Origin of the sequence: Streptomyces sp. NPDC000229 (genome assembly GCF_040300825.1) — a bacterium.
Taxonomy (GTDB): domain Bacteria; phylum Actinomycetota; class Actinomycetes; order Streptomycetales; family Streptomycetaceae; genus Streptomyces.
Map to the genome: position 1 here is coordinate 1 of NZ_JBEPEL010000130.1, position 11,268 is coordinate 11,268.

Below are 11,268 nucleotides of genomic sequence, written 5' to 3' on the forward strand. Positions count from 1 at the left end.
GGAGCTGCCACGTAATGGCCATCGGCATGCTGCCCTTGTGCTCTACGAACGTGGCAGCGCCGAGCAGCATCCAGGGCTAGGCGCCGCCTAGCCGTTCGTGCGTCGTGCCTCAGTACCGGCGCAGCCGGCCGGCGAGGGCGTGGCCGAGAAGCAGGTAGACCAGCGCGGCGAGACCGTACCCGGCCACGACCCGCAGCCACGCCGCGTCGAACGTGAACAGATCGTGCGACCAGCCTGCCAGCCAGCGGGCCGCCTCCTGGACGAACTGGACCAAGTCGTTGGCCCGGTTCGCGTCGAACAGATACATCAGGATCCACAGGCCGATGATCGCGGCCATGACGTCGGCGACAACCGCGACCGCGGTCGCCGCCTGCGCGCTTCCGTTCCGATGACGGGGAGACATGCTCCACGGGTTGCCGCTCCCGCATGCCCGAAACCCGTGCGCCGGCTCATGTGTTGAGCTCCGCCAGCACCCGCAGTGTCGCCGGGTCCGGGGACGTCACCAGGAGGTCGGTGACCGGGCCCTGGCGCCACAGGGGCAGACGGTCCGCGATCCGGGCGCGGGGGCCGATCAGGGAGATCTCGTCGGCGAAGGCGTCCGGGACGGCGAGGACCGCCTCGTCGCGGCGCCCCTGGGCGAACAGCTCCTGAATGCGGCGGGCCTCCGCCTCGTACCCCATGCGGGCCATCAGGTCGGCGTGGAAGTTGCGGGAGGTGTGGCCCATGCCGCCGATGTAGAAGCCGAGCATCGCCTTGACGGGCAACAGGCCCTCGGCGACGTCGTCGCAGAGCTGGGCGCGGGCCATGGGCGCGACCATGAAGCCGTCCGGCAGGTCCTTCACGTCGTACACGTCCGGGCGCAGCGGCGACCAGTACAGGGGCAGCCAGCCGTCGGCGATCCGGGTCGTCTGGGCGATGTTCCTCGGGCCCTCCGCACCCAGCAGGACGGGCAGGTCCGTACGGAGGGGGTGGGTGATCGGCCTGAGGGGCCTGCCGAGGCCGGTGCCGTCCTCGCCGGCGTACGGGTGGGAGTGGAAGCGGCCCTCCAGCGTCACGGGCGCCTCACGGCGCAGGACCTGGCGGACCACGTCGACGTACTCGCGCGTCGCGGTGAGCGGTGAGGCGGGGAACGGGCGCCCGTACCAGCCCTCGACGACCTGTGGCCCCGACAGGCCGAGCCCGAGCATCATCCGGCCGCCCGAGAGGTGGTCGAGGGTCAGCGCGTGCATGGCGGTGGCGGTCGGCGTCCGGGCCGCCATCTGCGCGATCGCCGTCCCGAGCCGTATCCGGCTGGTGTGCGCCGCGATCCAGGTGAGCGGGGTGAACGCGTCGGAACCCCAGGCCTCGGCCGTCCAGACGGAGTCGTAGCCGAGGCGCTCGGCCTTGCGGGCCAGTTCGAGGTGGCCGGGGTCCGGGCCGCGCCCCCAGTAGCCGAGTGCCAGTCCGAGCCGCATGCGCCCCCGCACCTTTCTGACGGTACGTCAGCTCTATGCCGGGTGACTGTACGGCAACGGCCCCCCGCCCGGAAGGGCGAGGGGCCGTACGCGAACGGACGGGAGCGCGCTAGCCGCGCTGGATGCCCGTCGTGTCCTGGAGCACGCCACGGCGGCCGTCCTGCGTCTGGGCCACCAGGCCCTGGCCGCGCTGCTCCACCGCCAGATACCAGGTGCCGGGCGCCAGCTCCGCGATCGGCGTCGGGGAGCCGTCCTCCGAGTACAGCGGGCGGGCCACCGGCACGGCGAACCAGAACGGCGCGAAGTCCGAGGCGGGCCCGGCCGGCTGGCCCTGACCGCCGCCCTGGGACGGCTGCGGCTGGGCCTGCGGCACCGGCTGGCCGGCCTGCGACGGCTGCGGCTGGCCCGGCTGGCCGGCCTGCGGCGCGCCCGGGTAGCCGTAACCACCCTCGGGCTGGCCGCTGTACGGAGGCTGCTGGGCGCCGGGGTAGCCGTAACCCGCCTGCGGCTGCCCGCCGTACGGCTGCGGCTGCTGCGGACGCGGCGCGCCCACGAGCGGCGCCTTGAGCGCCGGGACGAGCGGAGCGGCGACCGCGGCGGCGGCGAGCACGATCGTGGCCAGCAGGCCCAGGATCATGCCCGCGCCGGCGTCCGGCTCCCAGTCGATGATGGTCCAGAACGCCGTCCACACCGCGAAGATGCAGAAGGCCACACCGAACTGGCCGAGGTCGATGCCCGCGACCCTGCGGCCGGGCATCGCGCGCCCGACCACGATCAGCGCCGCCCCGATGACACCGGAGAGGAACATGCTCATCAGCATGCCGAGGGAGTCCCAGGCGTTGGGTGTGTCGTAGTTCGAGCAGTCGATGCCGCTGGGGCAGTCGACGCCGGGGGTAAGGCCGAGGAACGAGGCGATGAACAGCACCACCGCTGCTCCGATCACCACGCCATCGCCTCGAGTGAGGGAGCGGATGTTCACGTGTAAGAGTCCTTCGTCGGTTCGTCTCGTCGGGGTGGCGCGGTGCACGGGGGTGGCCGGCCCCATCGTACGGATGCGGTACGGGTTCGGATCCGGGGACGACCCCGGACCCCCGGCAGGCTACCGTCCGCCGGACCTAGCCCCGCAGGTAGGTACTGACGCCGACCGCGATTCCCTGGGCCGCTTTCTGCCGCCATGCCGCGTCTGTCAGCAATGCAGCGTCCTTCGGGTCACGCATATTGCCGCATTCGATGAACACTTTGGGCACGGTCGACAGATTCAGTCCGCCGAGATCCTTGCGTACGTCCAACCCCGTGCCCCCGCCGACGTAGTTGGCCGGGGCGCTCCCCGTCGCCCGCGCGAACTCCCGCGCGACGCGCTCGCCGAGGGTGCGCGACGGGGCCACGATCCTCGTCGTATCGGCCGCGCCGTCCTTGACCTGCGCGGGAAGGATCACATGGAAACCGCGGTTCCCGGTGGCCGAGCCGTCCGCGTGGACGGAGACCACGGCGTCCGCCTTCGCGGCGTTCCCGATACGGGCGCGCTCGTCGATGCACGGGCCGAAGGGGCGGTCGGCGTCGTGGGTGAAGGTCACCGTCGCGCCCTGCTTCCGGAGCAGTGTGCGAAGACGGTGTGAAACATCCAGGGTGAATTCGGCTTCCGTGTAACCGGAGTTCGTGGACGTACCCGTGGTGTCGCATTCCTTGCGGTTCGTTCCGATGTCCACGAGCCGGTTGATCTCACGGGGATGATCGAAGTTTCCCGGGTTGTGACCCGGATCGATCACGACGGTCTTCCCGGCGAGGGAGAGCGGGGCGGTGGAAGCGGAAGGACCGGGTACGGAAGGACCGGACCCGGAAGGGCCCGGCGCCGGCCGCGCCTGGGACGGCGCGCTCTTCGCCGGGCCGCTCACGGCGCCCCACACCAGCCATCCGGCCAGCGCGGCCGCCGCCGGCACGGCGAGCGTCAGGGTGAGTTTCGAGCGGCGGGCCGGGCGCGGGGCCGGCGGACTGTCGTCGTGGTGCACACCGTGATGCTAGGCCGTGCCCGGCCCCCGGGTCAGAAACCCGGGCCCGTACGGCGCAGCACGCGCAGCGAATCAGTCACCGACACCTCGGTGAACGCGCCGGAGGCCAGGGCCCGCAGGTAGACGCGGTACGGAGCCTGGCCGCCGTCCGCCGGGTCGGGGAACACGTCGTGGACGACCAGCAGGCCGCCCTCGGCCACGCGCGGCGCCCAGCCCTCGTAGTCGGCCGTCGCGTGCTCGTCGGTGTGGCCGCCGTCGATGAAGACCAGGCCGACCTCGCCCGCCCACACCCGCGCGACCTGCGGCGAGCGGCCGACGACCGCGACGACGTACTCCTCCAGCCCCGCCTTGTGCAGGGTGCGGCGGAACGTCGGCAGCGTGTCCATCAGCCCGACCTCGGGATCCACCACCGTCGGGTCGTGGTACTCCCAGCCCGGCTGCTGCTCCTCGCTGCCCCGGTGGTGGTCGACGGTCACCGCCACGGTGCCCGCCGCGCGGGCCGCGTCGGCGAGCAGGATCGTGGAGCGCCCGCAGTACGTGCCGACCTCCAGCAGCGGCAGCCCCAGCCGCCCGGCCTCGGCCGCCGCCGCGTGGAGCGCCAGCCCCTCGCGCACCGGCATGAACCCCTTGGCGGCCTCGAAGGCGGCGAGCGTCTCCGGCGCGGGCGTGGGCGCGGCAGGCACGGCCATGGGTTCCTCCTGGTGGGACGTCCGTACTGAGCGGTCACATCGTAGGCGGCGGGCCGTCCGGCGCCGTGGCCGGGACTTCCGGTCTAGGTCCATCTCCGCATGTACGGACCGCAGAGCACCTGCGACCATGACACGCATGCCGCAATCCCGTACCGACACCGCGCACACCCCCATAACCGCCGACTCCGCCCGCCCCGCCGCCCGTACCTGGGTGGTGGTCCTCGCCGCCTGCGCCGGCCAGTTCCTGGTGGTCCTCGACGTCTCCGTGGTGAACGTGGCGCTGCCGTCGATGCGCGCCGACCTCGGTCTGTCGGCGGTCGGGCTCCAGTGGGTGCTCAACGCGTACTCGATCGCCTTCGCCGGGTTCATGCTGCTCGGCGGCCGGGCCGCGGACCTGTTCGGGCGCAAGCGGATGTTCCTGGTCGGGCTCGGGCTGTTCACCGCCGCCTCCGTGGCGGGCGGGCTGGCCGCGGAGGGCTGGCAACTGCTCGCCGCCCGCGCGGTACAGGGGCTCGGCGCGGCGGTCCTCGCACCCGCGACGCTCACCATCGTCACCGGCGCCGTGCCACCGGGGCCCGCGCGGACCCGGGCGATAGCGACGTGGTCCGCGGTCGGCGCGGGCGGCGGCGCGGCGGGCGGACTGGTCGGCGGCGTCCTGACCGACCTGCTCTCCTGGCGCTGGGTGCTGCTGATCAACGTGCCGGTCGGCGTCCTGGTGATCGTCGGCGCCGCGCTGTGGATCCGGGAGAGCCGGGAACAGGGCGGGCGCCGGCTCGACCTGCCCGGCGCGGTGCTGGTCACCGGCGGCCTGGCGGCCGTCGCGTACGGCATCGTGCAGACCGAGGAGGCCGGCTGGGGCGAAGGCGCGACCCTGCTGCCGCTGCTCGGCGGGGTGGCGCTGCTGGCGGCGTTCCTGGCGGTGGAGGCCCGGGCGAAGGCCCCGCTCATGCCGCTCAAGGTGTTCCGCTCCCGGGCCGTGACGGCGGCCAATGTGTCGATGCTGGTGAACGGCTCGGCCTCGTTCGCCATGTGGTTCTTCATGACCGTGTACGCCCAGAACGTGCTCGGCTACACGCCGCTGGAGGCCGGCCTCGCCCTCGTACCGAGCTCCCTCGCCGTCGTCCTCGGCTCGAAGCTGGCGCCGCGGCTGATGGTGAGCACGGGGGCGCGCAACCTCGCCGTGATCGGCACGCTGATCGCCGCCACCGGGTTCGGCTGGCAGTCGCTGATGGAGGCGGACGGGACGTACGTCACGACCATCCTCGGGCCCGGCGTCCTGATGATGGCCGGAATGGGGCTGGTCATCACCCCGCTCGCCTCCCTCGCCACCTCGGGGGCCGCCCCGGGCGACGCCGGCCTGGTCTCGGGCTTGGTCAACACCTCCCGCACGATGGGCGGCGCCCTCGGCCTGGCCGTCCTGTCGACGGTCGCCGCCTCGCGCACGGCGGGCGGCACGGGGCCGGAAGCGCTCACGGCCGGGTACGCGCTGGCGTTCCGCTCCGGGGCCGGCATCCTGCTGGTGGGCGCCGTGCTGATGGTGCTGTGGCTGCCGCGCCGCGCCGAGGCGTAAGGTCACGGTCGCGGCAGCCCTCTGCCCCAACCGGCCTCCGTGCCGCATACTGGCGGGAAATGACGAATCGCTCCGCGCCCCGGCGCCACCTCGCCACCAGTCCCTTCAAAGCCCCCGTCGCCGCACCGATCAAGCACTTCGCGGTAGGGGACCGGGTCTCCCACGACAGGCACGGCCTCGGCACGGTCATCGCCGTCGAGGACCAGATCGCCACGCTTGTCGACTTCGGCTCGCAGAAGACCCGTATCGTCAGCCCGTACAAGGGCATGGACAAGCTCTGACCCCTCTCACCCCGGCTGATCCGTCACGCTGACGGCTGCCGCTCACCCTCCCCGGACGCCGCGCAGCGGGGCCGGTCCCGCCCGCCGGGACCGCCCGCCGCGGCGCCCCGCGCATCCGGCGCGGGCGGGGCCGTGCAGGGTCGCCCCCGCAGAGGTCGGCGACTCCGACACGGCTCCCGAGCCCCGGCCGTCGGGCGCCGTCCCGGCCGGGCACCGAGGCCGGGCACCGCCCCGCCCGTTGTGCCCACCCGTGCCGCCCTGCGGCGCGACTGCCCACAACGGGGGATACGCACCGCCTCAAGGCGCCACCGCCCCACAACGGGGGATGTGCACCGCCCCGAGGCGCCACCGCCCCGCAACGGGGCACGCCCGAACTGACACACCGTCAGGACCCTTCCCAACCCCGGGGCTCCGCGCTATACAGGAGGACCACCGAGCCTAGAACGCGTTCTAGAACCGGTCCCTACGCGGCCTCGGCGCGGCCGACGGTGCGGACGGCCGTGCCGAGGTCTCCAGCGACGAGCAGGAGCCCCATGCCCATTGACGCAGGCCAGGCACTCGCGGCCGAGCCCCGTTCCGCCGAGATCGCCTGGGACCACAAGGACGTCCAGCTCTACCACCTCGGCCTCGGCGCCGGCATCCCCGCCACCGACCCCGACGAGCTGCGCTACACCCTGGAATCCCGGCTGCACGTCCTGCCCAGCTTCGCGACCGTCGCGGGCGCCGGCATGGGCATGATGGGCGGGCTGTCGGCACCCGGCATCGACGTCGACCTCTCCGCCGTCCTGCACGGCGGCCAGGCCATCCACCTGCACCGGCCCATCCCGGTGCGCGGCCGGGCGGCCACCACCTCGCGGGTCGCCGCCGTGTACGACAAGGGCAAGGCGGCCGTCCTCGTCCTCCGCTCCGAGGCGGCCGACGACGACGGGCCGCTGTGGACGAGCGACGCCGAGATCTACGTACGCGGCGAAGGCGGCTTCGGCGGCGACCGCGGCCCCTCCACCCGCCTCGAACTCCCCGACCGCGCCCCCGACCGGACCGTCGAGCGGCACGTGCGCGAGGACCAGGCACTGCTCTACCGGCTCTCCGGCGACTGGAACCCGCTCCACGCCGACCCCGAGTTCGCCAAGCTCGCCGGCTTCGACCGGCCGATCCTGCACGGCCTGTGCACCTACGGCATGACGCTGAAGGCCGTCGCCGACACGCTCCTCGACGGTGACGTCACCCGGGTCCGCTCGTACCGCACCCGCTTCGCCGGCGTCGTGTACCCGGGCGAGACCCTCCGCATCCGGATGTGGCGCCAGGACGCGGGCGTACGGGTGGCGGTGTCCGCCGCCGAGCGGGACGACGCACCGGTCCTCGCCGACACCCTCGTAGAAACCGTGTGAAGGGAGCCGCACCCATGCGCGCAGCCGTACTGCACGAGACCGGCCAGGACAAACTCGAAGTCCTCGACGACGTCGAGGCCGTGGGCTTCGGCCCCGGCAAGGTGCGCATCCGGGTCAGGGCGACCGGCCTGTGCCACTCCGACGTCTCCGCGATGAACGGCGTCCTTCCGCAGCCCGCGCCCTTCGTCCCCGGCCACGAGGGCGCCGGCGAGATCGTGGACGTCGGTGACGGGGTGACCGCCCTCAAGCCCGGCGACCGGGTGCTGCTGTGCTGGCTGCCCGCGTGCGGCTCCTGCCCGTCCTGCAAACGCGGCCAGACCCAGCTGTGCCTCGCCGGCTTCCTGAACGCCGGTACGCCCAACTTCAAGCGCCCCGGCGGCGACGTCTTCGGCTTCGCGGGGACCGGGACCTTCGCCGAGGAGGTCATCGTCGACGCGGGCTGCGCGGTGCCCATACCCGACGACGTCCCCTTCGACATCGCCGCGCTCATCGGCTGCGGGGTGACGACCGGGCTGGGCGCGGCCATCAACACCGCGCGCGTGGAGGCGGGCGCGTCGGTCGCCGTCATCGGCTGCGGAGGCGTCGGCATCTCCGCGATCCAGGGCGCCAGGCTCCGGGGCGCGGCGCAGATCGTGGCCGTCGACCCGGTGGCGTCACGGCGCGAGGCGGCGCTGCGGTTCGGCGCGACCGAGGCGGTGGCCCCGGACGAGCTGCCCGACGCCAAGCAGCGGATCACGGCCGGCGAGGGCTTCGACTACGTCTTCGAGGTCGTCGGCCGGTCCGCCACGGCCCGTACCGCCTACGAGACGACCCGGCGCGGCGGCACGCTCTGCATCGTCGGCGCGGGCGCCATGGACGACTTCCTCCAGCTCAACATGTTCGAGCTGTTCTTCGACGAGAAGCGGATCCTGCCCTCGATGTACGGGGGCGGTGACGTGCTCCGTTCGTACGAGCGGGCCATCGCCCTGTGGCGGGCGGGCCGTATCGACCTGGCGGGCCTGATCACCCACCGGGTGCCGCTGACCGGCATCAACGACGCGCTGGAGCAGATGCGGACCGGCGAGGCGCTGCGTACCTGCATCGAGATCTGAGGAGGCGGTCCCATGCCCATGCCTTTGCGGGATCTCTCCGCGATCGTCACCGGCGCGGGTCGCGGCCTCGGCCGCGCGGAAGCCCTCGGACTGGCCCGGCTCGGAACGGCCGTCGTCATCAACGACCACGGGGAGGGCTCGGCCGCCGCCGCCGACGAGGTCGTCGCCGAGATCCGCGCGGCGGGCGGCCGGGCGGTGGCGCACATCGGGGACGTCGCCGACCACGCGACGGCGGGCGAACTCGTGGGCCTCGCCGTCGACACGTACGGCGGACTCGACGTCCTGGTCAACAACGCGGGCATCCTCCGCGACCGGATGATCTTCTCGATGAGCGAGGCGGAGTGGGACGCGGTGATACGCGTCCACCTCAAGGGCCACTTCAACACCACCCACTTCGCGTCCGTCCACTGGCGCGAGCGCGCGAAGGCGACCGGGGCACCGGTCCACGGCCGGATCGTCAACACGTCCTCCGAGGCGTTCCTCGCGGGCTCGGCGGGCCAGCCCAACTACGCCGCCGCCAAGGGCGGCATCGTGGGCCTGACGACCTCCACGGCGCTCGCGCTCGCGAAGTACGGCGTCACGTGCAACGCCATCTGCCCCCGCGCCCGTACCCGTATGACCGAGGACGTCTTCGCCGGCTACAAGGAGCCGACCGGGAGCGGGGAACTCGACCCGCTGTCCCCGGATCACGTCGCGCCGCTCGTCGGTTACCTCGCCTCACCCGCCGCGTCCGCCGTCAACGGACAACTGTTCGTCGTCCACGGCGGCATGGTGGCCGTGATGGAACGGCCCAGGGTGTCCGCGAAGTTCGGTACGGCCAAGGAGGTGTTCTCGTACGAGGAGCTGGACGCCCTGCTCTCGCCGTACTACGCCGGCCGGCCGCCCGGCGAGACGTTCGCCGCCGCCGAGGTCCTGTCCTTGGCGAGGGACTGAGCCGCGTACGGCGAAGGGGCCGCCCCGGGGGATCTCCCCGGGGCGGCCCCTTCAGGCTGTGGTCCCGTCAGGCCGCGCTGTTGTGCGGGTCCTTGCGGTGACGGCCGTGCGGCTGCGTCGACAGGTCCTCCGTCGACGCCGCGCCCCCTCGGTGCTTTCCGGAGCCACCGTCCCCCTGCGGTCGCCCGTGGGTCGTGTCGGTGCTGGCTTCAGACATGTGGGAAGTCACCCCGTAGTGATCGCTGACGTTGTTGCGGCCCGAGAGTCTATCCACGGGCTGTGCGGCCGGTGAGCGGCGCCTGCTGCAACGGCACCGGCTTGCACACACCAGGACTCACCGCGCGCCCGGACGGTTCCCCACCAGCGCATTCCGATTGTGGCGATGGTGTGGCCGGATACGGTACGGGCTCCTCCGGCGCCCCCGTGGCGGCCCGCCGCTCCGCCCGCGCCCTCGCCGCCTGCGCCCCCGCCGCCTCGACCCGCGCGACCTCGACCCGCGCCAGGCCGCACGGCACCGCCGGGTTCGCGTACGGCAGCCGCAGCACCCCGTCCCGGGTCCACAGCCCCGCCCCCGGCAGCCACCCCCGGGGCGCGGCCAGTTGGTGCAGCCGACGCCCCGCCGGCCGCCACACCCCCACCCAGCTGCCCGCCGCCGCGTCGATCCGCAGCGCCACGGCACACGCCTCGGGCGTCAGCGTCTGCCCCGGCTGTATCGCGAACGGCGTCACCGCGGCGTCGGGAAGCCGCAGGCACTCCGGGAAGCGGACCGGCAGCGTGCTGCCCAGCACCCCCCACCCCAGCCGGTGGTGTCCCGGTGACGGCGCGTCGGACCGGATCAGCAACAGCCCGCTGTCCGGATCCGCCAGCAGCACGCGGTCGTCGCTGCCCTCCGCGATCTGGAGCAGCGGAGTCACCTCGCCGCCCCGCTCCAGATCGACCGCCACCGCCTTGACCGGCCCGCCTCCGGCCGGCCGCCGGTCCAGGGCCAGCATCCGGCCCGTACGGTCCAGCCACGCCCCGCCCGTACAGCGCCCCTCGATCTCGGCCACGTGCTGGGGGCCGCTGTGCGCCCCGCCCGCCACCAGCCAGATGCCCGTCGAGTGCTCCCCGACCGCCAGCGCGTAGGCGTACGTCCCGTCCGGCGACGGTGGCAGCAGTCGCAGGGACGCCGACTCGACCGCCCCGAGCGGCAGTTCGCCGGTCCGGGGCCCCGTCGGGTACAGCAGCGAGAAGACGTACCGTCCGCCCGCGCGGCGCCCGATCAGGACCCGCCCGTCCACCAGCGGAAGCAACTGCGCGTGCGGGTCCTCGGGCTGCGCGGCGGGGAGGGGCACCGCGTACGGCTCCGGCCCGTCCAGCGTCCACCGCTCCGGGAACAGCGCCTCGCCGTCACCCGCCAGCCGCGCCGCGTAGGCGCCGTCCGCCGTGATCGTGAAACCCGCACGCGACACCGCGCCGTCGTCCTCCGCGGCGGTCTCGATGGCACAGGCTGTCATCGATTCGTCACCTCCGGCGACTGAAAGTAGTTTTCGCACTTCCAGCCGAACAACGGGAGCTTCCGCGCTTCACCTATAAGGGTGGCGATGTCCGGGTTCGCCTGAGAAAGAGGGTGCGGTTGTGCTGCCGGGGTCGCGCGGGCCCAGCGGGAAGGACGGGGCTCCGAACCGCGTGCCCGCCCCGCCGGCCCCCGCGGGACGGTCCGGTGCCGGAGCGGACCCCCGGCCTCGGCAGCGGAGACGCCCGGGGCGGGAGTGCGCGGCGGGGCCAGGGAAGCGGCAGGACGGCCGGGCCGAAGTGCGCCCCCGGGTCCGCGGTGACCGAGGCGGGCTCGGCGCTGCGGGGCCAGGGAAGCGGCA

General features: G+C 73.5%; 12 protein-coding genes. 5 read left to right on the forward strand and 7 right to left on the reverse strand.

Features of this window, described 5'->3' with window-relative positions:
• Window positions 1-109: 109 nt before the first annotated feature.
• From ABT360_RS34080 to ABT360_RS34100, 5 genes are all read right to left on the reverse strand, one after another.
• Window positions 110-403, reverse strand: coding sequence for a hypothetical protein (locus ABT360_RS34080; protein ID WP_351825422.1), 294 nt, complete (start codon window positions 401-403; stop codon window positions 110-112).
• 46 nt (window positions 404-449) lie between these two features.
• Window positions 450-1,454 (reverse strand): LLM class F420-dependent oxidoreductase, encoded by a 1,005-nt coding sequence (locus tag ABT360_RS34085; RefSeq protein ID WP_351825424.1) that lies wholly within the window; start codon window positions 1,452-1,454, stop codon window positions 450-452.
• Window positions 1,455-1,563: 109 nt separating this feature from the next.
• Window positions 1,564-2,433, reverse strand: a complete 870-nt coding sequence (locus ABT360_RS34090; RefSeq protein WP_351825426.1) for a hypothetical protein — start codon at window positions 2,431-2,433, stop codon at window positions 1,564-1,566.
• Window positions 2,434-2,569: 136 nt separating this feature from the next.
• Entirely contained in the window at window positions 2,570-3,460 is an 891-nt protein-coding gene (locus tag ABT360_RS34095; RefSeq protein ID WP_351825428.1) for an N-acetylmuramoyl-L-alanine amidase, read from the reverse strand.
• Window positions 3,461-3,492: 32 nt separating this feature from the next.
• On the reverse strand, window positions 3,493-4,149 hold the full coding sequence (locus ABT360_RS34100; protein ID WP_351825429.1) for a class I SAM-dependent methyltransferase: 657 nt from the start codon (window positions 4,147-4,149) through the stop codon (window positions 3,493-3,495).
• Window positions 4,150-4,285: 136 nt separating this feature from the next.
• On the opposite strand from ABT360_RS34100, the gene ABT360_RS34105 reads away from it, so the two are divergent.
• The 5 genes from ABT360_RS34105 to ABT360_RS34125 all read left to right on the forward strand — a co-directional run bounded on the left by ABT360_RS34105 (window position 4,286) and on the right by ABT360_RS34125 (window position 9,412).
• Window positions 4,286-5,719 (forward strand): DHA2 family efflux MFS transporter permease subunit, encoded by a 1,434-nt coding sequence (locus tag ABT360_RS34105; RefSeq protein WP_351825431.1) that lies wholly within the window; start codon window positions 4,286-4,288, stop codon window positions 5,717-5,719.
• A gap of 59 nt (window positions 5,720-5,778) precedes the next feature.
• A complete protein-coding gene (locus ABT360_RS34110; RefSeq protein ID WP_073751884.1) occupies window positions 5,779-6,000 on the forward strand; it encodes a hypothetical protein in 222 nt (73 codons plus the stop codon).
• Between the two features lie 533 nt (window positions 6,001-6,533).
• On the forward strand, window positions 6,534-7,388 hold the full coding sequence (locus ABT360_RS34115; RefSeq protein ID WP_351825433.1) for a MaoC/PaaZ C-terminal domain-containing protein: 855 nt from the start codon (window positions 6,534-6,536) through the stop codon (window positions 7,386-7,388).
• A gap of 14 nt (window positions 7,389-7,402) precedes the next feature.
• A complete protein-coding gene (locus ABT360_RS34120) occupies window positions 7,403-8,479 on the forward strand; it encodes a Zn-dependent alcohol dehydrogenase (protein ID WP_351825435.1) in 1,077 nt (358 codons plus the stop codon).
• A 12-nt stretch (window positions 8,480-8,491) separates the two neighbouring features.
• Complete coding sequence (locus tag ABT360_RS34125) at window positions 8,492-9,412, forward strand: 3-oxoacyl-ACP reductase (RefSeq protein ID WP_351825437.1); 921 nt, start codon at window positions 8,492-8,494, stop codon at window positions 9,410-9,412.
• A 67-nt stretch (window positions 9,413-9,479) separates the two neighbouring features.
• Here ABT360_RS34125 and ABT360_RS34130 read toward each other — a convergent pair whose 3' ends face one another.
• Both ABT360_RS34130 and ABT360_RS34135 read right to left on the reverse strand, forming a co-directional pair.
• On the reverse strand, window positions 9,480-9,629 hold the full coding sequence (locus ABT360_RS34130) for a hypothetical protein (RefSeq protein ID WP_351825439.1): 150 nt from the start codon (window positions 9,627-9,629) through the stop codon (window positions 9,480-9,482).
• Window positions 9,630-9,678: 49 nt separating this feature from the next.
• Window positions 9,679-10,908 (reverse strand): hypothetical protein, encoded by a 1,230-nt coding sequence (locus ABT360_RS34135; RefSeq protein ID WP_351825441.1) that lies wholly within the window; start codon window positions 10,906-10,908, stop codon window positions 9,679-9,681.
• Between the last annotated feature and the right edge of the window lie 360 nt (window positions 10,909-11,268).